Source organism: Synechococcus sp. 60AY4M2, from assembly GCF_002760375.1.
In the GTDB taxonomy this organism is placed as follows: Bacteria; Cyanobacteriota; Cyanobacteriia; order Thermostichales; family Thermostichaceae; genus Thermostichus.
Genome location: NZ_AUMZ01000001.1, coordinates 1,055,406 through 1,076,494 on the forward strand (window position 1 = coordinate 1,055,406; position 21,089 = coordinate 1,076,494).

Sequence of the window (21,089 nt, forward strand, 5' to 3'; positions counted from 1 at the left end):
TGCTCCAGTTGCCGTGGAGGAGTGAGGGCTAGCCGGCCACATCTGGGATCCCCAGGGCTTTGGCCTCCTGTTCCAGAGCCTGCCAGAGGGTTTCCAGTTGAGCAAAGGCCACTTCTGGGGCCAGCTTACCACCCGTTTCTAAAGCGCAGGTTATGCTGACTCGATGGGCGTAGCGCTGCAGCAGCAACCGGAACTGAGCTGTGGTGGAAGGAGCTTTCAAAGTCATGGCACACCTCCTGAACGAATAATCGGATTCAATCTGAATCCAGCTCCCCCAGGCCGGGGGTAGCCTGGGAGCCAAAGTTGGACTGCAAGGCGAAGAGAGCAGCCTCAGAACTCGACTTCAACGCCGACCAGCCAAGCTACCAAGGTGAAATACACCCAGAGGCCGGTGAAATCTTTGATGGTAGTGATGAAAGGGTCTGCTCCGGGAGCGTGGTCAAAGCCCAGCTTTAACATCACCCAGGGCAAAATGGCGCCCAAGATAGCCCCCAAAGTGAGGACAATGGCCAGAGCCAAGCCCACCGCTAGACCCAATTGTGGGATCCCATTGGGTGCCCCCTGCCAGAAGTAGGCAATCACCCCAGCCGTGACCCCCAGGATCACTCCGATAATGCCACCAATGCTGGCTTCCCGCAGCAAATAGGGGAGAAACTGCCGCACGTTGATGTGGCCCCAAGCCAAGCCACGGGCAAAGATGGTCGTAGATTGGGTGCCGACATTACCGCCCATATCCATGACCAAGGGGATGAAAACAGCCGCTGCCGTCACCGCCTCCAACACTTCCTCAAAGGTTTGGATCACTCCCCCCACCACCATGCCGCCAATCAAGGTGATGACTAAAAACGTGATGCGCAGGCGGACGGCATACCAACGGGAGCCTTTAACCAGGCGCTCGCTCCAAACCTTGTCTCGGCTGAGCAAGTTGCCCACCCCTGCTTGGGCCAGAGCGGCGTCGGTGGCTTCTTCTTCCACCAAGTTGATCACATCCTCAAAGGTGATATCCCCCACCAAGCGCCCTTCGCTGTCTACCACCGGAATGGCCGGCAAGCCGGAATCTTTGAGCAAACGAGCTGCCTGGAGATCCCGGTCGGTAACCCGAGCAACAATATCCGATCCCTCGATCAGCTCCCGAATGGGCAGGTCGGGATCCGCCTTCACCAGCCGCACGGTGCGCACCAGACCTTTGTAGAACCGCTGGTCATCGACCACAAAGATCACATCCAGCTCGTCATCCCCCAGTTGGGAGTCGCGCACACTGGCCAAAGCTGCCCCGACGGTGAGGGTATCGCGCACCGCCAAGTAGCGCAGGTTCATCAGCCGACCGGCACTGCGCTCCGGGTAGTTCAGCAGGATATTCACGGCTTCGCGGGCTTCTGGGCTGAGGTTGGCGATCAGCCGCTTGGTAACTTTGGCCGGCAGCTCCTCAAACAGGCGCACCCGCTCGTCTGGGGGTAATGCTTCCACCAGCCGGATCACCTCTGGGTTTTCCATGCTGCGGATGAGATCGGCCTGTTCTTCAGGCCGCAAATACTCAAATACCGCCATGGCCTTGTCTTTTTCCAGCAACCGAAAAGCCAGTACCCGCTGCCGCGGAGAAATCTCCATCAACTGCTGCACCAGCTCGGCAATAGGGGCGCGGTTGGCCGCTCGCTTGGCGGCTTCCAAAGAGGCAGGAGAGAGAAGATCGCGAAGAATGTTTTGCTGCATAACAAACCTCCGAAGGTTGGAGTCAGCCGGATAAAAGACCCGGAGGGCAACGACCAACCCCTGCTCCGAGGCTCATGGGAGCCCTGAAGCTGAACGCCTCTCAACGTCTTAGGCCCGACTCGACGCCCACAAGCCCAAGTCGATAAAAGGGAATCCAAAGGGCTCCCCCTGGCCCACGAACAACAAATACAAAACCCAAGGCTAGGGGAAGTCCCCTTTGAAGCACTCCTGCTTTTCCCTTTTCCGATGCTCAGGTCGAGCTCTGCTCAGCCCATCTGTTCGTCGCCGACCGAGAGAGCCACCCAAGCCAGAAGCTATTTGAGAAAGCTCTCCTGTCCCTTCGCGTTGGCGAAACGGGATCCTCTCAAGCGACGACTGAGGCTGTCAGCGGGAAAATGGAAGGCACCAGGAAGGCGCAGATCTCCAAGGACTTGAGCTCCTAAGAGCGATCTCCGCTGGCCGGTGCTACAACTGCCAGAAGCGTCCATGTTGTTGAACGTTTTCCTCCGAAAGAGTTGAACCGGAACAACCCGGACAGCCCGAAGAGGATCTCTTCAGCCCTTTTTAGGCTAGTTGCAGGAAGGGGATCCCGTCAACCTTTTTCTGGCATATTCGGTGAACGATCAGCGGAGCAGATGGGGAGTTAAGATCGGGGTAAGCGAACAAGAGAGCACAACCTCTTCCGGGTTCTGCTCGCAGCCTGACTGAGTAGAGTCCCCATCCTGGCAGCTTGTGACCTTGGGAAAACGCTGCCCTATGCTGCCTGTGTTTTTAAGAGGCTCACCCCAATGAGCTGCGCGGAGTGGATCAGCTCTTTCCAGCCTCTACAGGTGCCGCTGCCCATGAGCCTATGGCCACCCTTCCCCTGGTTTCTGTGATCTTGGGTACGCGGCCCGCAGCCATCGAGCTGGCTCCGGTGATCCAGGCCCTGCGGGCCAGTCCCCACCTGCACACAAAAGGATAGCTTGGTAGCCCCGCACTTGAGTGCAGGGCGGAAAAGCCCGCTAGCCACTTTAGTCGCTTACCCATGATGGGGGTCGTTGATATAGTTTCATAGCTCAAACAACCTCTTCCTGACTTCTCCTACCAAGACTTTTTTCCTTCTCTTTGGCCAAAAAATGAGATAAACAACCGCTAGCCCCACAGCATGGTTGTAGTGATTGTACCGTTGACTTTCCTCTCGCATTATCGCTTACTCATGTCAGACTGTAGTTATCATACTGCTCATCAACAATGATGGAGTACGGCTGTCAGCAGGTTCGAGTCAAGAACAGGGAGCTAGTCCCCCTATTAGAGTTGTGTCAACAGTCTAATAAGCAACTGTGCTCTGTACGATGCGAGACAAGTCTATTTCAAAACGAAGCGATGGGCAAGCTATGGTGAGCTTTGTGATGAGATGGCCAGAACCCAAAACAAGCACTTTATCGCAATGTATGTTTCCGCCGCACAACAGACGTGTAAGTCTGTAGCTGAGGCACTCAGTAGCTCTAAGAAAAAGCTGAGGCTCTCCTGGCAAGAAGGAATGAGTTTAAGACCAAACCTGCCGCGCTACCGTAAGAAGGGGATGTTCTCAGTAGCATACCCGAAAAAGTGGCTTAAGTTCCAAGAAGCAAAAGTCAGAGTGCCGCTCGGCAACCAGGTCAAAGCTTGGTTTGGAATAGACGCTTTCTGGATACGATTTCCTACCAATACCAATCCCCTCAACTGCCAACCTCGACCGGAGAGATACCTATGTCTACCCAGTTGACGCCGCGGTTTGCCGAGGCCATGCGCTACGCCTACCGCTGGCATGCCGCTCAAACCCGCAAGGGAACAAGGATCCCCTACCTCAGCCACCTGCTGGCGGTGGCGTCCATCGCCCTGGAGCATGGCGCCGACGAAGATGAGGCCATTGCTGCCCTCCTCCACGACAGCCTGGAGGATGGCCCCCGCTACAGCGGCGAGCCGCGGGCTCAGATTGAACGGGAGCTGCGGGAGCACTTCGGAGAACGGGTGCTGCAGATCGTCCTGGGATGCACGGACACCGACAGCGATAGCTCCCTGGGCGAGCCCAAAGAAGACTGGAAAGAGCGCAAAGTGGCCTATCTCAAGCACTTGGAAACCGCAGATGCCTCGGTTTTGCTGGTGGCCGCCTCCGACAAGCTGCACAACGTCCGCTGCATCCTACGCGACTTTCGCCAACTGGGGGATCAGCTCTGGGAGCGCTTCTCCGGCGGCAAAGAGGGATCCCTGTGGTACTACCGGTCGCTGGCGGAGATCCTGGGGCGACGGCTGCCTTCTAGGCTGGCAGTGGAGTTCCAAGAGCTGGTGGTCGAGTTGCAACGGGCAGCCGGGTCGGGGCCGGCAACAGCTTGACAGAGACGACCAGGGCTGAAGAAAATGCTGAGGGCAGCTTTCTCTCTTGCACTCTTCAGGTCACCTGTCTATGGTTCTCGCTGTTGGCACCGTTGCTCCAGGGTTCAACACGACCGACACCCACGGCAACCAAGTTTCTCTGGCTGATTTTACCGGGAAAACCGTTGTCCTCTACTTTTACCCTAAAGACGACACCCCTGGCTGCACCAAAGAGGCCTGCGGCTTCCGCGACGCCTACGCTGATTATCAAAGCAAAAACGTGGTGGTGTTGGGGGTGAGCATGGACGACCAGGCCTCTCACCAAAAGTTTGCCGAGAAGTACAACTTGCCTTTCCCTCTGCTGGTGGATACCAGTGGGGTGATCGCCCGCGCCTACGATGTGGATGGAGGCGGCTACGCCAAGCGGGTGACCTACGTCATCGACGCCGAGGGCAAAATTGCCAAGGTCTATCAGAACATCAACACCGAAACCCACGCCCGCGATATTTTGGCGGATTTGGGTTTGTAGAAGCGCTGCCTCTTTTCAGTACTCCTCGCTAGATCCCGGCCTTTGCGCATGAACGACGACATTCCGGTCGCCCGTCGCCAGTCCACTCCGGCGAAAAAAGCGCAAAGTTCGGTGCCTGCCCTGAGGTCCCGTCTAGTCTTGGGCCTGGTGCTGGTTGGGCTAGTGCTCCTGGCGGGTTGGGGGATAGAGAAGTTACCGGGATCCCAGCAGGCGGCGGATCCCCAAGTTCTGGAGGAAGCCGGTCAGCCCTCTCTGCCGCAGCCAACTGTGCAGAATGGGCGACCTTCTCTGTTGGGGCACTATGCCTATTCCGAAGCCCCTGCAGACAGCTTGCGGGTGGTGGGCAGCTACCGTGGTCGAGAGGTGCGCCTGCGCCAGGCGGCTGCCGAGAGCTACCTGCGCATGAGTGAAGCAGCCCAAGCCGACGGGATCCGCCTTGTCCCTATCTCTGGGTTTCGCTCGATAGCGGAGCAGGAGTTTTTGTTTTTTCAACTGGCCCAATCGCGAGCCTTGCGACCGGAAGAACGGGCTGCGCTCAGCGCTCCCCCCGGCTACAGCGAGCACCACACCGGCTACGCCATTGATATTGGCGATGCCCAGTTTCCTCAGTGGGACACTCAAGAAGCCTTTGAGACCACCCCTGCCTTCCGGTGGCTGGAGAGAAATGCCGCCCGTTTTGGCTTTGAGCTGTCTTTCCCCAGAAACAATCCGCAGGGGGTGAACTACGAACCTTGGCACTGGCGCTTTGTGGGCGACCGCCACAGCCTGGAGACCTTCTACAAGCGCTAACACCTCCCCTCTCCCCTTGGGAGAGGGGACGGGGGTGAGGGATCGAAAAGCGGATGACGCGATTCGAACGCGCGACCGTCTCGTTGGCAACGAGAAGCTCTACCACTGAGCTACATCCGCATCGGACATCTATCATGGCAAGTTTTGCGGTCGTTTGTCAAGCCAGGGATCCCTGGCGCATTTTGTTCCAGAATGAGAGAAGTTTATCTTTCTTTGCAGTTGCCTCAGCCTTTGGCTGAGCTCATTTGAGGGGATCACGATGCGGGTAGCCATTATCGGGGCCGGGTTGGCCGGCTTGGTCACAGGGGTGGATTTGGTGGAAGCGGGGCACCAGGTGCAGATCTACGAGGCGCGGCCCTTTGTGGGCGGCAAGGTGGGCTCCTGGCAGGATGCCGAGGGCAACCACATCGAGATGGGGCTGCACGTTTTTTTCTGCAACTACAGCAACCTGTTTGCCCTGATGAAGAAGGTGGGGGCCTACGAGAACCTGCTGCCCAAGCAACACACCCACACCTTTGTCAACCGCGGGGGGCAGGTGGCCAGCCTCGATTTTCGCTTCCCGCTAGGGGCGCCCTTCAACGGCCTCAAGGCTTTTTTTGCCACCGAGCAGCTCTCTTGGGCCGATAAGCTGCGCAACGCCCTGGCGCTGGGCACCAGCCCTCTGATTCGCGGCCTGCTGGACTACGAGGGGGCGATGCGGCAGATTCGCGCTTTGGATCGGATGAGCTTTGCCGAGTGGTTCCGCCGCCACGGGGGATCCGAGGCCAGCCTGAAGCGGATGTGGAACCCGATTGCCTATGCCCTGGGCTTCATCGATACGGAGCAGATTTCCGCCCGCTGCATGCTGACCATTTTTCAGATGTTTGCCAGCAAAACCGATGCCTCCAAGCTCAACCTCCTCAAGGGATCCCCGGACAACTACCTCACCCAGCCCATCGTCCGCTACCTGCAAGCCCGCGGCGGCCAGGTTTACACCCGCAGAGGGGTCAGCCGCATTGAAGTCAGCGACTCTCCTCCCTACGCAGTAACCGGTCTGGTCTTGGCCAATGGCGAGCGGGTGGAAGCGGATGTGTACGTGTGTGCAACAGCCGTGGAAGGGGCGAAACGGCTGATCCCCCAGGTGTGGCGGCAGTGGCCCCAGTTCGACAACCTCTACAAGCTGGAATCCGTACCCGTGGCAACGGTGCAATTGCGCTTCGACGGCTGGGTGACGGAGCTGAAGGGCCGGGCCAAACGCGCCGCTGACCACCCGCAGCCAGTTGGCATCGACAACCTCCTCTACACCCCCGATGCCGATTTCTCCTGCTTTGCCGATCTGGCTCTCACCAGCCCCGCCGACTACTACAAACCCGGCCAGGGATCCCTGCTGCAGTGTGTGCTCACGCCGGGGGATCCCTTCATCTCCATGTCCAACGAACAAATTGCCCGGCACGTGCTGCGCCAAGTGCACGAGCTGTTTCCTTCGTCGCGGCAACTGAACATGACCTGGTACAGCGTCGTCAAGCTGGCCCACTCCCTCTACCGAGAAGCGCCAGGCATGGATCCCTATCGCCCGCACCAGAAGACCCCCGTGCCCAACTTCTTCTTTGCCGGCAGCTACACCGCCCAAGACTATATCGACAGCATGGAAGGGGCTACCCTCTCCGGCCACCTGGCCGCCCAGGCCATCCTGGCCGCCTGCCGGGATCCCCAGCCGTCGCCGCCAGCCTAGCGGGCCTTCGCTGCCCAGCAGAACAGCGGCAAAGGGGGGCTCTCCCTGCCTCTGGCCTCAGCCAGTTGGCTGTGGCAGGCTGGATCCTTTTCCCCTACCATCTAGGCTGGGAAAATGGGTTGGGGATAGCTATGCAGGCGGTGATTTTGGCAGGGGGGCAAGGAACTCGCTTACGGCCGCTGACCTTGTGGCAACCGAAGCCTCTGCTGCCGTTGCTAGAGGTGCCTTTTTTACACTGGCTGATCGGGCGCTGCCGCCGGGCCGGCCTGACGGACATTTTGCTCAGCGTGGGGTATCTGGGCAGACAGATCGAGGCGGCTCTGGGAGATGGCACTGCTTGGGGGGTAAAGCTCCGCTACGTCGTCGAGGAGACGCCGCTAGATACAGCGGGAGCTTTGGTGCTGGCCCAACCCTACTTCAGCGGGGATCCCTTAGTGGTCTTCAATGCCGATATCCTCACCGATCTGGATTTATTAGATTTGATACACTGCCACCTGCAGAGCGGGGCCGTCGCCACCCTCACCCTCGCCCAGGTGGAGGACGTCACCGCCTACGGCCTGGTGGAGGTAGGGGAAGGGGGCCGGATCCAATCCTTTCGGGAAAAGCCCACTGCTGCCGAAGCCCTCACCCTCACCACCAACACCATCAACGCTGGTACCTATGTCCTCGATCCGGCTATTTTCAAAGACTACCCCAGCGGGGATCCCCTCAGCTTCGAGCGGCGTATCTTCCCCGACTTGCTGCGGCAGGGGCGACGGCTGCAAGCCTACCTGCACACTGGCTACTGGCGGGATCTGGGCACGCCGGCCAGCTACTACCACGGCCAACTGGACATTCTCCTGAGCCGGATGAGGGATTTCCCTCTCGAGGATGTGGAAGAACGGGCGCCAGGGGTATGGGTTCACAAGACCGCCGAGATCCACCCTGACGTTCAATTGCACGCGCCCTGCTACATCGGCGCTTACACGCGCTTGGGCTCCCAAGCTCAAGTCCCCGCCGGCACCATCCTCGGCAGCTACAGTTGGGTCAATGGATCCCTGCAGCCGGGGGCCTATGGGCCGGGCCTCCTGGTAGTCTAGGTTAAAGGCCAGTTAAGCGCCCAAGCCTCCACAACAGAGCCGGCCAAAGATGGAGCTACCGCAAAGCGGGGAACGCTGGGATCCCTATCTTGCCGCCGTAGCCGCCCGCTTCAACCGGGAGCTGGAGGTGCAGTTGGGTCGGGCCAGTTGGCAGCTTCCCCCCGACCTGGAACAGTTGCCCTTTTGGCAAGCCCAAAAGCGGGATCACCTCCAGGAACGCCTGGGGATCCCCTTTTGGCAATTGCGCGCCCCCAAAAAGCGGGAAGCCTGCTTGGATCTGGGCTGTGGAGTGAGTTTCCTGACCTATCCCTGGAACGATTGGCAGGCCTACTTTTACGGCCATGAGCTGAGCGGGGGGATCGTGCGCTTTGTGCGCTCGCGGGCACCGCAGCTTAACTCCAAGCTGTTCAAGTCGATGCAGCAGGGATCCGCCCATCACCTGGAAAACTACGGGCCAGAGCAGTTCGATCTGGCCATTGCTACAGGATTTTTGTACTACTACCCGATAGACTACTTTGACGCGGTTTGGGCAGAACTGAGGCGGGTGTTGCGTCCGGCTGCGCCAGTGATTATCGAAGTGGTCAATCCTGAGTCGGTGTGGGCCGAACAGTGGGGGTTGATTGAGCTCTTCAAAGGCAGCGAGCCGATTCTCACGCCCCTACAGGAGTGGGAGCGGCGCATCGCCGACTTGGGGGGCAAAATCCAGAAACAGGCCAGTGGCGAGCTATTTACCACCTATTGGATTCAGCGCAAGCAGTGACCTCCTCTCCCTTTGAAGAGGGGGGCTTTCCCCTTCCACGAGGTAGCTTGCCCGGAGGATTGGCTTTCCAAAGTCGGTGCTCTCTCCCCCACCCTTATAAGATGGGAAAACTCCTACCTCTTACTTTTTTATGTCCAGATCCCCCGCCTTGCCGCCTGCCGAGCCGGGTTCAGCCGGATTTTCAGCGCTGAAGGCCCGCTATCTGCTGCTGGCTTTCCTGTCGATCAACGGGGGGGTGGGTCTGGGAGTTGTCGCTTTGGCCAGGCTGTTGCCTCTGCCCTCGGACGATCCGGTGCTGGCCTACGTTGTCTATTGCGTCACGTTTGTGCTCACTTGTATCTGGAGCTGGCAGCGCGGGCGACGAGCCCATTTGCAGATGAGGCGGCTGTGGGGCAACTGGCGAGCTGCGATTCCCTGGGGATCCCTGCTGCGGGTAGTGCCGGCTTTGGTTGTGCTCTCCATGGGCACCACTTTGCTGATGCTCTACTGGGTGTCGCTGTCTTTCCCGGAGCTGGCGGAGTCGATGCTGGACTCCCTGGGGGAAGAGGAGGGGGAGACAGCCTGGCCGCAGGTGTACCAGGGGTTGCGCTGGCTCTCGATTGCAGTGGTGGCCCCCATAACGGAGGAATGGCTGTTTCGCGGCATTTTGCTCCACCGCTGGAGCCTCAAGTGGGGGCTTGACAGAGGCCTGCTGGCTTCTTCCGTGGTCTTTGGCCTACTGCACCCTAACCCACTTGGGCTGACGGTGTTTGGCCTGGTGATGGGGCTGCTCTACTTGAAAGCACGCTCCTTGAGCTTACCCATCCTGGCCCATGCTTTGAACAATATCCTGGCTCTAGCGCTGGGATCCCTGGGAGGAGGGGTAGTGGAACAGGTGGATCCCATCGGGAGCTTTCACCTCTACTACAGCCTGTGCTGTCTAGTTTTGGCTGGGTTCATCGTGATCCCTTTCCTCCGCTGCGATTGGCCGGAACGGGGGGCTCACTTGCCCTATTTTGTAAATTGCCCGCACTCATGCTGACACATAGAGTGCAGGCTTTGGGTAGCCCTGCAGTTGGCAAGCCAACCAAGGGCCCCCCACACCCCCCGTGTACGGGGGGCAGGCCGGCTTACAGCAGCCCCCAAAACCGCAATCACATTGGCACCGTTAAAATCTGCCTCCCCTTCCCAGCCCCAGGCCGGGTTCACACAACGAAAACGCTTCCCTTCCTGCTGGCCAAGCCATAAACATCGGTGGCCGGTTTGCAAACTGTCGGCAGGCGGCACCACCACAACCTTGACCCCGGCCCCACCGCCTTGGAGTGCAGAAACTGCCTCAGTTGAGAAAACGCCCAACTGTTCGACCGCCAACGCTCTGTTTTGCTGCGCGGCTGTTGATTGACACGCTCCCGTATCCCCCGTGTACAGGAGGAAAAGGGCGGGCCTCCTGCCGTTTCTAGCTGAACTCCTAAGCGGCCTTGGCGTCGGTATCCCCAGACGGAAAGGACTTGAGGCGGGATCCCGCCAAGAATGTAAACGAAACGCCAAAAACTGTCACCCGATCCCTCGAAAAAGCTGGAGGGGTGGGGATATCCTGAAATAGGCAGCAACAGATCCGGTGCAGAGTTGAGCTGTGGCTCGTTCGCCAACAGGGTGGCTGTTACGCCAGCGAGGCAGCCCACAGGGTTGACATGGAAAGGCGGTCTTTTCTACAAAAGTTACTCCTGGTTGCTGCCGGCCTTGGTCTCTCTCCCGGCTGGTTGGTGGGTCAGGCTGAGCGCTACGGGCAAGCTTTGGCGGCCAGCTCCCGCAAGTTGGCTCTCTTGATAGGCATTAACCGCTACCCCGGCGAGGGATCCCCGTTACAGGGGTGTGTCACGGATGTGGAGCTGCAGCGGGAGCTGCTGCGGTATCGCTTTGGCTTTGACCCGGCAGACATTCTCATCCTCACCGATGGAGCTGCCACTTCAAGCGCGATCCAGTCAGCCTTTGCCGAGCACCTGGGAAGTGCAAGTCAGACGGCTGAAACGGTAGTGGTGCAGTTTAGCGGCTACGGCCAATGGCAGGCGGGATCTTCGCCCGAGCGCTGGCAGCCGGCGCTGCTGTTGGCTGGCCCTGAAGAAGCGGCGGCTATGGGTCTGGAGCGCTTTTTCCAGCTTGTGCAAAGCTTGGGCACAGCCCAGCTCACGACCGTACTCGATTGTGGCTTTACCTATGTTGCACCCGCAGTACGGGGCAACTTGCAACTGCGCTCCCGCCCGCCGAAAGTCCCCAAGGAAGTAGCCTCTACCTCCCCAGAGGCGGTGGCTCCCGGTCGCCTGCCTTCTGGTGAAGTGCAGCAGATTTGGCCCTCTCCGCCCAAGGGGTTGTTAATTGCCGCCACCACCCCCCAAGATTTGGCGGCAGAAGCCGCTTGGCCGGGATTTCATGCAGGGATACTCACCTACCTGTTGACGCAGTACCTGTGGGAGACCACACCTGCCACCCGCCTGCTGATAGCCTTCAACCAAGTGGCCGGTCAGCGGGAGCTGGGCCTGTTTGCTTGTCAGCGCCCCATCCTGGAGGGCAAAGAAACGGCTCGGCGCATCCCGCCCTACTTCCTCACCCCCCCTCAGGTGGGAGTCAGCGGCGCCATCCAGGAAGTGAAGGGGAATCGGGCCCAGGTGTGGCTGGGTGGGATCCCACCGGCGGCACTCTGCGGCTTGCAGCCAGGTACTCTTTTGGTTCCCATTGCTGCCGAGCCTTCCACCGCCTCGCCGGTGCCGCTGCTGATTCGTTCTCGCAGCGGCCTGTTGGCACAGGTGCAGCCGGCCAACGGGGAAGGTCAATTTCCCCCCGTGGGCACGCTGGTGCGGGAGCAGTTGCGCAGCCTCTCCAGCAGCCTCAAGCTTTTGGTGGGTCTGGAAGACAACTTAGGCCGCGTTGAAAAAGTAGATCTGACCAACGCCATCGCCGGCTACAGCTGGATGGAGACGGCCAACCCGCGCGAGCGCCAGGTGGATTGCCTGCTGGGCCGCATCACCCCCGAAATGGCCGCCGCCTTTCAATTGGACGCTCTGCCCAAACCCCTGGAAGTCAACAGCTACAGCCTCTTTTGGCCGGGGCGAGAATTGCTGCTCAATTCCTGCGGGCCGGCTGGGGAAGCTGCCGCTACGGCAGTGCAGCGGCTGGTGCCCCGTCTGGCCCATCTGCTGGCGGCCAAGCGCCTGCGGGCTACCCTCAACGCGGCAATCTCGCCGCTGGCGGTGGTGGGGGAATTGTCCACCAAGGGCAAACCCTTGCGGGGGTCACGGCTTGCCCAAGGGGCCGCTGCTCCTGGCGAGCCAGGCATGCCACGCTTTATGCGCGGGGATCCCCTCTATCTCACTCTGCGCAACGAGGGCGAGCAGGATCTGTTCGGGTACCTGTTGATGGTCGATTCCAGCGGGCAACTGCACCTGCTGGCCCCCATGCCCCAGGAGGACTTTGCCCTGCCGCTGCGCCTGGAGGCCAAGAGCAGCCTGACTTTGCCACCTCTGCCTGAGATGGCTGGCAATTCGCGCTCTGCCGTCAATCCCGATCTGCTCACCTGCCATGCCCAGGGGCTGACCGAGCTGCTGTTTGTGGCCAGCACTCGCCCCTTGTCGGCCAGCTTGGAAGCCCTCAAAACCATGGCCCGCAAGCTGGGGGTAGCCCGTTCGCCGCTGTTGCTCAATGGGCCGCTGGAATGGACGCAAATTCTCCTCGAGGAGTTGACCCAGCGTGCCCCCGAAGGGGATCCCGACTTGCGCTGGCTGGATCCCGGCCAGGCTGTTACCCTTTCCCTCACCTATTTGCTGGTTTAGCTCAGCAACAGGGCAAACAGGCCACAGAGAGCAATGCCATCGAAAACTCCGGCCCCGCCAATGCTGAGAATGCCCGAGCAATTGCGCCGCAGCACCTCCGGCAAGTGCAGCAGATCCGCTCCGATCACCGTGCCCAAAACCCCGCCAGCAAAGGCCACCGCCGGCGCCTGATCTCCAGCCCAGAACATGGCGGCCAAGGCTGCCGTAGCCGGGGCGGTCAAGGGATTCATCTGAATGCCGATTCCGGGCACCACGTGGGAAGCATAGTAGCTGACCACAGTCACCAGCGCCGTTACGGCCAGGATCAACAGCCCATCGGCCCGGCCAAATTGATACAGGGCCAAGAGCACCGGGATCAGCCCCCCGCCCACGTTCAGAGCAACCACGGTCTCCTGAGAGATCTTGGCCAACGGGATCCCCCAAAATTGCCGTATCCACAGGCTGGCCAGGTCTTCCACCAGCGTTACCTCGCACTTCACACGATACAGGGGAATATTGACCGAGCTGCCCGCCAGGATAGCCAGCAGCAGCAACAGCGCCCCCTCCCGCGAGAACCCCAACTTGCCCACCGCCAACGCCACCACATCCACCGCCAGCCCCAGCCAGAGGAAAGGCAGCAGCAGCACCAGCATCAAAAACAGCAACAGCGAGACCGGCAAGTAGAACATGGCAGGGATCCCAAACTTTCCTCCAGCCTATCAGGACTTAGTCCGGCTTCCTCGACTCTAGGTAGAGAGGATCCCCGATCTTGTAACAAAAATAACAAGCAAGTCTCCGGTTAACTCTGTCAGAGCCCAAAGATCTTATTGCAAATATCTTGAGCAACTTTGCAACCGGCGCGCCGATTGCTGGGAGTTGTGGATAGAGCAATTTGATAGTGCGGATCTCCGCAAAAGCAAATCGTAAACTACCCGGCTCCGACCGCCCCCCTTCCCCCCCAACCCCCCGTATACGGGGGGCAGGGGGGCGGGGGGATTGAGGGGGGTACAGTGCGGGGCTCCTGCGGCTTCTAGCTGAGGCCTGCTGCCTTCCACCCGCTTTTGGCCAGGGGGAACCCTCAAGGGATCCCGGCCACTCCTGTTTGGCGGGCAGCTTGGATCACGGCGGCAGCCACCTGAGGAACTACCCGCCCATCGAAGACCGAGGGAATGATCCACTGGGGATCCAAATCTTCCGGTGGGATCAAATTGGCAATGGCCTGGGCGGCAGCCAGGCACATCTCAGTGTTGATCTGCTTGGCGCGGCAATCGAGAGCGCCGCGGAACACCCCTGGGAAGGCCAGCACATTGTTGATCTGGTTGGGGTAGTCGCTGCGCCCGGTGGCCATCACGGCGACTCGATCTGCCACCAGCTCGGGCTGGATCTCTGGCACCGGGTTGGCCAAGGCAAAGACAATGGGATCCGGCGCCATTTTCTCCACCATCTCTGGTGTCAAAGCATTGGCCACGCTCACCCCGATGAACACATCTGCTCCCACCAAAGCCTCTGCCAGGGATCCGCTCTCCTCAACGGCAACGGCAGCTTTCTCGGGGGTGAGGTCGGCGCGGGAGCGGCTGAGGATCCCTTGGCGGTCGCAGACCAGGATATGTCTGGCCCCGGCCCGTCGCAGCAGTTGAGTTACCGCAATACCGGCTGCTCCTGCCCCGTTGAGGACAATGCGCACCTCCTCTAGGCTTTTTTTAACCACCTTCAAGGCATTCAACAACGCTGCCAGCACCACAATGGCGGTGCCATGCTGATCGTCGTGGAACACCGGCAGGTTGAGACGGGCCTTGAGCTGCAACTCGATGGCAAAGCAGCGGGGGGCGCTGATGTCCTCCAGGTTGAAGCCGCCAAACCCCGGCGCCAGGCGCACCACCGTCTCCACAATTTCCCCCACCTCCTGGGTGGCCAGGCAGAGCGGGAAAGCATCGATATCAGCAAAGCGTTTGAACAGGGCTGCTTTTCCCTCCATCACTGGCAGAGCCGCCTCCGGGCCGATATTCCCCAGGCCCAGCACGGCGCTGCCATCGGTTACGATGCCAACGCAATTGCCCTTGATGGTGTATTCATACACAGCGCTGGGATCGGCGGCAATTTCCAGCGCCACCCGACCCACGCCCGGGGTATAGGCCATGGCCAGATCGGCGGCGCTCTCCAGGCGGCTTTTGGCCACCACCTGTAGCTTTCCCCCCCGGTGCAGCTCAAAGGTGCGATCCACCACCCGCTCCACTTTTACGTTGGGCAAAGAGGCAACAGCGGCGCGAATTTGCTCGGCATGCTCGCTGCTAACGGCATCCACGCAGATTTCCCGCACCGTTTCGGCTGCCGATTGGTGGATGAGGTCGATCTGGCTGAGGCTGCCTCCCACCTCGGCAATAGCTTGGGTAACACGGGCCAGCGCTCCTGGCTGGTTGGGCAGGCGCAGACGTAGAGCAATGCTGTAGCTGGAGCTGGGGGTGAGTTTTGTCATAGCTTTCTATAGTAGAAGAAAAATTGCCTTCAGCAGAGCAAGCTCCTCAACACTGAGCCCTCCGGTTCGGCACCCAACCTTCTCCCTCCGGAAGCAGGGTTGGGGGTGAGAATAACCCTAGGATCGAGAAATCCCGAAGACAGGCGATCCTCCTTCTTGCATATGACAGCTTCTGCTGCGGCAACTTCCGATTCCGACCTCAATACTTTTGCCGATTGGCTGGAAGGTTACTACAGCAACCGCGCCCAAGCCATGGCAGAACCGGTGTGGTTTGTACCGGTGAGCCTTTGGTACGTGCGCCTTCCCCACCTGTTTTCAGAAGGAATCGGCTTTTTTACCGAGCAATTTAACGAGCACACGCCGGGCCGGTTTTACCGCAGCCGGGTGCTGCAGGTATTGGCGGATCCCTTGCGGATCGAGAACTATAAGTTGCGGGATCAAGCGGCTTGGGCAGGTGCCTCTCAGGATCTGCAGCGCTTGGCGCAGCTTTCTCTGTCTGACTTGCAGCATTTGCCCGGTTGTCGCATCCTCGTAGAAAAGCGCGCAGACTGCTACCACGGCCAGATGCTGCCGGGCGGTGGCTGCCGCCTCAACCCCGGCGACAGCACCTACATCCACATCGAGTTTGACCTCACAGCCCAGGAATTCATCACCTGGGATCGCGGCTTCGACGCCACCACCGGCCAACAAACTTGGGGATCCCGCGCCGGCCCTTACCGCTACCAGAAAAGGATCCCTGTGGTATTTCCCCCTCGCCCCTAAGGGTTCGGAAAACTGTTGGGCTAGCTAGGAGGGCTATGGGAACAAAAAAGGAAACAGGTCGCGGAAACCCCTGCGCAGCTTGAGCAAAAAGATCAGCCGCTCCACCTCTGGAGAAACAGATCCGGTTTCGGGCCGGGCTGCCAGGGCTGCCTGGAGTTGCAGAGCTTCGCCAGCGGTGAGGGGCTGATTATCGACCGGAGAGCGAGCCTGCAAATCTGGCTGCGCCCGCAGCACCTCCTCAGGGATTTCAGAAGCCGGGGGCAAAGCCAAGGCCTGATTCGGCGGATACAGCAGGAACACCAGCAGACTGGCCCATCCACTGCTCCTTTTGACCCAATGCTTTCGGTTCACCGGATGCAAATCTCTCGGTCCACTCCGCCTTATCCTAGCTACCCCAGGGATCCTCAGCCCCTCTCCCGGCACCCTAGAACCAGTACCGTATAAGCCGGGGAACATCACACCTGCCGGAATCCAGGCCCGTCAAACGGTCAAACCACAGCGAGCCAGTCCTCAGCTCCCTAATCTTACTCGGGATCTTGCCCAGGCCGTCTTTTTGCAGCGAGCCAAAATCCCCCTTAGCCGGCCATTGCTTCCGAGCGCTCTTGGATCACTCGGTCTACAATGCCGTAGGCTTGGGCTTCCGTAGCCGAGAGGTAGAAATCCCGCTCCACATCCCGCTCGATTTTCTCCAGCGGCTGGCCAGTCATTTGCGCCAAGAGCTCATTCATACGCCGCTTGACCCGCAAAGTTTCGCGGGCGCGAATTTCGATATCGCTGGCCTGACCTTGGATCATCCCCAGGGAAGGCTGGTGCAGCATGATGCGGGAGTGGGGCAGGGCAAAGCGTTTTCCCTTGGTGCCGGCAGCCAGCAAGAAGGCCCCCATCGAGGCTGCTTGGCCCACGCAAACGGTAACAATGTCGGGCTTGACGTGGTTCATGGTGTCGTAAATGGCCATGCCCGCCGTTACAGAGCCACCAGGAGAGTTGATGTACATCACAATATCCTTTTGCGGATCCTGGGAGTTGAGGTAGAGCATCACCCCCACGATGGTATTGGCCAGGTTGTCGTCGATGGGCTCGCCGATAAACAAGATCCGCTCTTGGTACAGGCGGTCGTCGAGGCTGATCCACTGGCTGTAGGGCTCACCGGGCAGACGGTAGGGAACGCGAGGCACTCCAATCGGCATAAGTTTCTCCTGGCAAAGTACAGAACACTACACAGAACGATGCGCTTGCAAGAGGTCTTGCGCGCTCAAATCTAGCTGGGGCAAAACCGAGGAAACAATGCGTTCAGGGCCGGTTTTAACCTCGTCTTCGTATTCCCCGCCAACCCAGCGCGACACCGACTGCTTGGCGGGATCCACAATCCAGTATTCCAGGATCCCACGGGCAGCATAGTCTTTGCGCTTGTCTTGATAATCACGTTATAATCACGTTTTTCATTGTCTATTCCAGGAGAAACCACTTCCACCACCAGCAGCGGCGGGGGCATGGGCAGCCGAAGGGTTCCGCGACCGTTCCCCAGCAAGCTCACATGGTCAGGATGTAAAACCATCACATCTGGGTTGCGAAACCGAGCCTTGGCTGCGGGCACTTCGACCTCAACTTGGCCCAAGCTCAGGCGTTGGACGGGCAAAAACTTGAGCAATTCCGCAATCAGAAACAGCTCAATGAGGGTGTTAATGCGCTCCTCAGTTGGCACTTCCCGAATATACCCGTCTTCAAGTTCAAGCCGTCCTTCATAAGGCCAGCTTTTGAGGCGTAGGTACTCCTCCGCCGTTAAAGGCTGTACAGGGACCTGAACCATCGACGGATCCCTCTGCTTCAGCTTTTGGCTGTTGCCAACTTCGGCAGGGCTTTGGAGCTGGTCAACACCTGATCGATAAGACCGTAGGCTTTGGCCTCTTCCGGAGTCATGAAAAACAGCCGCTCCGTATCCTTCTTGATGCGCTCTATGGGCTGGCCCGTGCTGCGAGATAATTCCTCCAGCATCATGTTGCGCAAGGTCAAGATCTCGCGGGTGCGAATTTCAATATCGCTGGCCTGTCCACGGGTGCCCCCATACGGCTGATGCAGCACGATCGTGGCATTGGGCAAACTGGCCCGGAACCCCTTGGCGCCCGCCGCCAACAGCATGGCCGCCATGCCAATGGCATTGCCAATGCAGATGGTATGCACCGGCGGCTTGATGTAGTTCATCGTATCCAGAATGGCAAAAGCTGCCGTGTCGTAGCTGTAGGTGCCCGTCGAGTTGATGTACATCTTGATCGGCTTTTCCCGATCCTCGTACTGCAAATACAGCAATTGTTCCACAATCAGCTTGGTGACGTTGGCATTCGCCTCCTCGGCCAGGGGCAGACCCAGATAGACAATGCGCTCTTGCAGCAGCAGCGAAGCCAAATCGGGAGGCGGAGTCCGAACCGGAGCGCCGCCATAGTAGTAGGTCGATTGCACCATGCCAAAGTTCTCCTACGGCCAATCCCTTGACTCTAGAGACAACTTCCTAGAACGACAGCACAGATGAAGGACAAGAGCAAGGGATCCGAGAACAGCAGCGGATCCCTTGTCTTCCTAAGAACCAGAACCTGAAGGGGAGGCGGCAGCTTTACTCCGCTCCCTGGGGCAAGAGCACCCGCTCCGGCTCCGTGACCAGCACCTTGGGCTTACGCTCCTCGTCCACATCGATGAGGACTTCTGATCCCTCTTTGACGTGGCCAGTCAAGATCTCTTCTGCCAGGATGTCTTCCAACAGGCGCTGAATAGCACGGCGCAGCGGACGTGCCCCATAGCTGGGGTTGTAGCCCTCCTCCACCAGCAGATCCTTGAAGCGATCGCTGACCGTGAGGTAAATCTTCTTCTCCTTCATGCGGTCGAACACTTCCTTGAGCAGGATGTCGGCGATCTGCTTCACTTCCTCCTTGGTCAGTTGCCGGAAGACGATGATCTCGTCCACCCGGTTGAGGAACTCGGGGCGGAAGTACTGCTTCAGCTCCTCGTGCACCAAGTTGCGGATGCGGTTGTAGTTCGCATCTTCGTCGTTGGTGTTGAACTCGAAGCCGAGGCTGCCACCACCCTTCTCGATGACCTTCGAGCCAATGTTCGAGGTCATCACGATCAGGGTGTTTTTGAAGTCCACCGTGCGGCCCTTGGCGTCGGTCAGGCGGCCGTCCTCCAGGATCTGCAGCAGCAGGTTGAACACGTCCGGGTGGGCCTTCTCGATCTCATCGAAGAGCACCACCGTGTAGGGACGGCGCCGCACCGCTTCCGTAAGCTGCCCCCCCTCGTTGTAGCCGACATATCCGGGCGGGGATCCGATCAGCTTGCTGACCGTGTGCCGCTCCATGTACTCCGACATGTCGAGGCGGATCATAGCCGACTCGGAGCCGAAGAAGTAGGCCGCCAGGGCTTTGGTCAGCTCGGTTTTGCCTACCCCTGTTGGGCCGGAGAAGATGAAGCTGGCGATGGGACGGTTGGGGTTTTTCAGCCCCACGCGAGCCCGACGAATGGCCCGCGAGATGGCCCGCACCGCCTCATCTTGGCCGACGATGCGCTGGTGCAGGGTTTCCTCCATGTGCAGCAGCTTCTCCGACTCGCTCTCGGTCAGCTTGGCCACTGGCACGCCCGTCCAGGCGCTCACCACTTGGGCGATGTCCTCTTCGGTGACCTCTGGCATCTCTTGGCGGCTGCTTTCCTCGGCTTTTTTGGCCGCCGCAATGGCGCGGATCTGCTGCTTGATCTCCATCTCCCGATCCCGCAGCTCGCCGGCCCTGTCGAAGTCTTGGGCCCGCACCGCGGCATCCTTCTCCTTAAGCACCCGCCGCAGCTCCTGATCCAGCTCCCGCGCCGCCGGCGGCAGTTGCGAGTTGATCAGGCGCACCCGCGAAGCCGCCTCGTCGATGAGGTCGATGGCCTTGTCCGGCAGGAAGCGGTCAGAGATGTATTGGTCGGCCAGCTTGGCCGCTGCCTCCAAGGCCGCGTCGGAGATCTTCAGCTTGTGGTGCTGCTCGTAGCGCTCCCGCAGGCCAAACAGGATCTCGATCGTCTCTGAAACGCTCGGCTCGCCCACCATGATGGGCTGGAAGCGACGCTCCAGGGCGGCATCCCGCTCGATGTGCTTGCGGTACTCATCCAGCGTGGTGGCGCCGATGCACTGCAGCTCGCCGCGGGCCAAAGCCGGCTTGAGGATGTTGGCGGCATCGATGGCCCCTTCGGCAGCCCCGGCTCCAATGAGGGTGTGCACCTCGTCGATGACCAGGATGATGTTGCCGGCGTTGCGGATCTCATCCATGATCTTCTTGAGGCGCTCCTCAAACTCGCCGCGGTACTTGGTGCCAGCCACCAACAGGCCGATATCCAGGCTGACCACCCGCTTGTCGGCCAAGATGTCGGGCACGTCCCCCTGCACGATGCGCTGGGCCAGACCTTCGGCGATGGCGGTCTTGCCCACGCCCGGCTCCCCGATAAGAACGGGGTTGTTCTTGGTGCGGCGGCCCAAGATCTGGATCACGCGCTCGATCTCCCGCGTCCGACCCACCACGGGATCCAGCTTGCCCTCTTGGGCCAATTGGGTGAGGTTGGAGCCGAATTCGTCCAGGGTTGGCGTCTTGGTGCGGCTGGAAGACCCACCCCCTGCCGTCACTTCGGCGGTCTCGCCCAACATGCGGATCACCTGGGTGCGCACCTTGGACAGATCCACCCCCAGGTTTTCCAGGACGCGAGCAGCTACCCCTTCCCCTTCGCGGATCAGGCCCAGGAGCAGGTGCTCAGTGCCGATGTAGTTGTGGCCGAGCTGGCGAGCTTCTTCTAAGGAGAGCTCCAGCACTCGCTTGGCGCGGGGAGTGAAAGGGATCTCGACGGCCACAAAGCCGGATCCCCGGCCAATAATTTTCTCGACTTCAATGCGGGCGTCCTTCAAGTTCACTCCCATGGACTTGAGAACTTTGGCGGCGACCCCAGTGCCCTCGCCGATTAACCCCAACAAGATTTGCTCGGTGCCAACGAAATTGTGACCCAACCGTCTGGCCTCCTCCTGGGCCAGCATGATCACCTTGATGGCTTTTTCCGTAAAGCGTTCAAACATGATCCTCGGGCTCCCTACGCCTGCATCAAGGCGGACTTGATAGGCCTAATCCTAACACAGGATTCAGGCCAACTAAGGGA

At 59.7% G+C, this 21,089-nt stretch carries 18 protein-coding genes, 1 tRNA gene and 2 pseudogenes; 9 read left to right on the forward strand and 12 right to left on the reverse strand.

Features of this window, described 5'->3' with window-relative positions:
• Positions 1 to 28 precede the first annotated feature (28 nt).
• The 3 genes and pseudogenes from SYN60AY4M2_RS04565 to SYN60AY4M2_RS04575 form a co-directional block, all read right to left on the reverse strand.
• On the reverse strand, positions 29 to 226 hold the full coding sequence (locus SYN60AY4M2_RS04565) for a hypothetical protein (RefSeq protein ID WP_099812376.1): 198 nt from the start codon (positions 224 to 226) through the stop codon (positions 29 to 31).
• A 104-nt stretch (positions 227 to 330) separates the two neighbouring features.
• The gene (mgtE, locus tag SYN60AY4M2_RS04570; RefSeq protein WP_099812377.1) at positions 331 to 1,710 is read right to left on the reverse strand and encodes a magnesium transporter; all 1,380 of its coding nucleotides are present in this window, start codon (positions 1,708 to 1,710) and stop codon (positions 331 to 333) included.
• A 1,054-nt stretch (positions 1,711 to 2,764) separates the two neighbouring features.
• Positions 2,765 to 2,896, reverse strand: a pseudogene (locus SYN60AY4M2_RS04575) (IS200/IS605 family transposase); the annotation flags it as partial.
• Between the two features lie 545 nt (positions 2,897 to 3,441).
• Here SYN60AY4M2_RS04575 and SYN60AY4M2_RS04580 point away from each other — a divergent pair.
• The 3 genes from SYN60AY4M2_RS04580 to SYN60AY4M2_RS04590 all read left to right on the forward strand — a co-directional run bounded on the left by SYN60AY4M2_RS04580 (position 3,442) and on the right by SYN60AY4M2_RS04590 (position 5,362).
• Positions 3,442 to 4,065, forward strand: coding sequence for an HD domain-containing protein (locus SYN60AY4M2_RS04580; RefSeq protein WP_011429568.1), 624 nt, complete (start codon positions 3,442 to 3,444; stop codon positions 4,063 to 4,065).
• Between the two features lie 70 nt (positions 4,066 to 4,135).
• Positions 4,136 to 4,573, forward strand: a complete 438-nt coding sequence (locus SYN60AY4M2_RS04585) for a peroxiredoxin (protein ID WP_011429567.1) — start codon at positions 4,136 to 4,138, stop codon at positions 4,571 to 4,573.
• Positions 4,574 to 4,621: 48 nt separating this feature from the next.
• Positions 4,622 to 5,362 (forward strand): M15 family metallopeptidase, encoded by a 741-nt coding sequence (locus tag SYN60AY4M2_RS04590; protein WP_099812378.1) that lies wholly within the window; start codon positions 4,622 to 4,624, stop codon positions 5,360 to 5,362.
• Positions 5,363 to 5,410: 48 nt separating this feature from the next.
• On the opposite strand, the gene SYN60AY4M2_RS04595 is transcribed toward SYN60AY4M2_RS04590, so the two are convergent.
• Positions 5,411 to 5,482, reverse strand: a tRNA-Gly gene (locus SYN60AY4M2_RS04595).
• Between the two features lie 139 nt (positions 5,483 to 5,621).
• Between SYN60AY4M2_RS04595 and zds the strand changes: the two genes are divergently transcribed.
• The 4 genes from zds to SYN60AY4M2_RS04615 all read left to right on the forward strand — a co-directional run bounded on the left by zds (position 5,622) and on the right by SYN60AY4M2_RS04615 (position 9,933).
• Positions 5,622 to 7,073: a 9,9'-di-cis-zeta-carotene desaturase gene (zds, locus tag SYN60AY4M2_RS04600; RefSeq protein WP_099812379.1), complete on the forward strand. Its 1,452-nt coding sequence runs from the start codon at positions 5,622 to 5,624 to the stop codon at positions 7,071 to 7,073.
• Between the two features lie 131 nt (positions 7,074 to 7,204).
• The gene (locus SYN60AY4M2_RS04605) at positions 7,205 to 8,152 is read left to right on the forward strand and encodes an NDP-sugar synthase (protein WP_011429563.1); all 948 of its coding nucleotides are present in this window, start codon (positions 7,205 to 7,207) and stop codon (positions 8,150 to 8,152) included.
• Between the two features lie 49 nt (positions 8,153 to 8,201).
• Entirely contained in the window at positions 8,202 to 8,912 is a 711-nt protein-coding gene (locus SYN60AY4M2_RS04610; RefSeq protein WP_011429562.1) for a class I SAM-dependent methyltransferase, read from the forward strand.
• Between the two features lie 130 nt (positions 8,913 to 9,042).
• Positions 9,043 to 9,933, forward strand: a complete 891-nt coding sequence (locus tag SYN60AY4M2_RS04615) for a type II CAAX endopeptidase family protein (protein WP_099812380.1) — start codon at positions 9,043 to 9,045, stop codon at positions 9,931 to 9,933.
• On the opposite strand, the pseudogene SYN60AY4M2_RS14375 reads toward SYN60AY4M2_RS04615, so the two are convergent.
• A pseudogene (locus SYN60AY4M2_RS14375) lies at positions 9,903 to 10,309 on the reverse strand (zinc ribbon domain-containing protein); the annotation flags it as partial. The gene SYN60AY4M2_RS04615 and the pseudogene SYN60AY4M2_RS14375 overlap by 31 nt on opposite strands.
• Positions 10,310 to 10,582: 273 nt before the next feature.
• Between SYN60AY4M2_RS14375 and SYN60AY4M2_RS04625 the strand changes: the two are divergent.
• Positions 10,583 to 12,715, forward strand: a complete 2,133-nt coding sequence (locus SYN60AY4M2_RS04625) for a caspase family protein (RefSeq protein ID WP_099812381.1) — start codon at positions 10,583 to 10,585, stop codon at positions 12,713 to 12,715.
• Here the strand turns inward: SYN60AY4M2_RS04625 and SYN60AY4M2_RS04630 are convergent.
• Positions 12,712 to 13,383, reverse strand: a complete 672-nt coding sequence (locus SYN60AY4M2_RS04630; RefSeq protein WP_011429559.1) for a DUF1614 domain-containing protein — start codon at positions 13,381 to 13,383, stop codon at positions 12,712 to 12,714. The genes SYN60AY4M2_RS04625 and SYN60AY4M2_RS04630 overlap by 4 nt on opposite strands.
• Before the next feature lie 389 nt (positions 13,384 to 13,772).
• Entirely contained in the window at positions 13,773 to 15,167 is a 1,395-nt protein-coding gene (locus SYN60AY4M2_RS04635; protein ID WP_011429558.1) for a malic enzyme-like NAD(P)-binding protein, read from the reverse strand.
• Positions 15,168 to 15,329: 162 nt separating this feature from the next.
• Here SYN60AY4M2_RS04635 and SYN60AY4M2_RS04640 point away from each other — a divergent pair, with 162 nt between their 5' ends.
• Positions 15,330 to 15,929, forward strand: a complete 600-nt coding sequence (locus SYN60AY4M2_RS04640) for a chromophore lyase CpcT/CpeT (protein ID WP_071813501.1) — start codon at positions 15,330 to 15,332, stop codon at positions 15,927 to 15,929.
• 33 nt (positions 15,930 to 15,962) lie between these two features.
• Here SYN60AY4M2_RS04640 and SYN60AY4M2_RS04645 read toward each other — a convergent pair whose 3' ends face one another.
• The 5 genes from SYN60AY4M2_RS04645 to SYN60AY4M2_RS04670 all read right to left on the reverse strand — a co-directional run bounded on the left by SYN60AY4M2_RS04645 (position 15,963) and on the right by SYN60AY4M2_RS04670 (position 21,009).
• The gene (locus tag SYN60AY4M2_RS04645; protein ID WP_041438869.1) at positions 15,963 to 16,229 is read right to left on the reverse strand and encodes a hypothetical protein; all 267 of its coding nucleotides are present in this window, start codon (positions 16,227 to 16,229) and stop codon (positions 15,963 to 15,965) included.
• A gap of 275 nt (positions 16,230 to 16,504) precedes the next feature.
• Complete coding sequence (locus SYN60AY4M2_RS04650; protein ID WP_011429555.1) at positions 16,505 to 17,116, reverse strand: ATP-dependent Clp protease proteolytic subunit; 612 nt, start codon at positions 17,114 to 17,116, stop codon at positions 16,505 to 16,507.
• Positions 17,117 to 17,187: 71 nt separating this feature from the next.
• On the reverse strand, positions 17,188 to 17,736 hold the full coding sequence (locus tag SYN60AY4M2_RS04660; RefSeq protein WP_099812383.1) for a Uma2 family endonuclease: 549 nt from the start codon (positions 17,734 to 17,736) through the stop codon (positions 17,188 to 17,190).
• Positions 17,737 to 17,753: 17 nt separating this feature from the next.
• A complete protein-coding gene (locus SYN60AY4M2_RS04665; protein ID WP_011429553.1) occupies positions 17,754 to 18,386 on the reverse strand; it encodes an ATP-dependent Clp protease proteolytic subunit in 633 nt (210 codons plus the stop codon).
• Between the two features lie 148 nt (positions 18,387 to 18,534).
• The gene (locus tag SYN60AY4M2_RS04670) at positions 18,535 to 21,009 is read right to left on the reverse strand and encodes an ATP-dependent Clp protease ATP-binding subunit (RefSeq protein WP_099812384.1); all 2,475 of its coding nucleotides are present in this window, start codon (positions 21,007 to 21,009) and stop codon (positions 18,535 to 18,537) included.
• Between the last annotated feature and the right edge of the window lie 80 nt (positions 21,010 to 21,089).

Excerpts from the sequence above, each read along its gene's own strand:
- SYN60AY4M2_RS04585 (WP_011429567.1), top strand. The coding sequence starts at position 4,136 with ATGGTTCTCGCTGTTGGCACCGTTGCTCCAGGGTTCAACACGACCGAC.
- SYN60AY4M2_RS04610 (WP_011429562.1), top strand. The coding sequence starts at position 8,202 with ATGGAGCTACCGCAAAGCGGGGAACGCTGGGATCCCTATCTTGCCGCC.
- SYN60AY4M2_RS04590 (WP_099812378.1), top strand. The coding sequence starts at position 4,622 with ATGAACGACGACATTCCGGTCGCCCGTCGCCAGTCCACTCCGGCGAAA.
- zds (WP_099812379.1), top strand. The coding sequence starts at position 5,622 with ATGCGGGTAGCCATTATCGGGGCCGGGTTGGCCGGCTTGGTCACAGGG.
- mgtE (WP_099812377.1), bottom strand. The coding sequence starts at position 1,710 with ATGCAGCAAAACATTCTTCGCGATCTTCTCTCTCCTGCCTCTTTGGAA.
- SYN60AY4M2_RS04635 (WP_011429558.1), bottom strand. The coding sequence starts at position 15,167 with ATGACAAAACTCACCCCCAGCTCCAGCTACAGCATTGCTCTACGTCTG.
- SYN60AY4M2_RS04605 (WP_011429563.1), top strand. The coding sequence starts at position 7,205 with ATGCAGGCGGTGATTTTGGCAGGGGGGCAAGGAACTCGCTTACGGCCG.
- SYN60AY4M2_RS04670 (WP_099812384.1), bottom strand. The coding sequence starts at position 21,009 with ATGTTTGAACGCTTTACGGAAAAAGCCATCAAGGTGATCATGCTGGCC.
- SYN60AY4M2_RS04650 (WP_011429555.1), bottom strand. The coding sequence starts at position 17,116 with ATGCCGATTGGAGTGCCTCGCGTTCCCTACCGTCTGCCCGGTGAGCCC.
- SYN60AY4M2_RS04565 (WP_099812376.1), bottom strand. The coding sequence starts at position 226 with ATGACTTTGAAAGCTCCTTCCACCACAGCTCAGTTCCGGTTGCTGCTG.
- SYN60AY4M2_RS04625 (WP_099812381.1), top strand. The coding sequence starts at position 10,583 with ATGGAAAGGCGGTCTTTTCTACAAAAGTTACTCCTGGTTGCTGCCGGC.
- SYN60AY4M2_RS04640 (WP_071813501.1), top strand. The coding sequence starts at position 15,330 with ATGACAGCTTCTGCTGCGGCAACTTCCGATTCCGACCTCAATACTTTT.
- SYN60AY4M2_RS04665 (WP_011429553.1), bottom strand. The coding sequence starts at position 18,386 with ATGGTGCAATCGACCTACTACTATGGCGGCGCTCCGGTTCGGACTCCG.
- SYN60AY4M2_RS04630 (WP_011429559.1), bottom strand. The coding sequence starts at position 13,383 with ATGTTCTACTTGCCGGTCTCGCTGTTGCTGTTTTTGATGCTGGTGCTG.
- SYN60AY4M2_RS04580 (WP_011429568.1), top strand. The coding sequence starts at position 3,442 with ATGTCTACCCAGTTGACGCCGCGGTTTGCCGAGGCCATGCGCTACGCC.
- SYN60AY4M2_RS04660 (WP_099812383.1), bottom strand. The coding sequence starts at position 17,736 with ATGGTTCAGGTCCCTGTACAGCCTTTAACGGCGGAGGAGTACCTACGC.
- SYN60AY4M2_RS04615 (WP_099812380.1), top strand. The coding sequence starts at position 9,043 with ATGTCCAGATCCCCCGCCTTGCCGCCTGCCGAGCCGGGTTCAGCCGGA.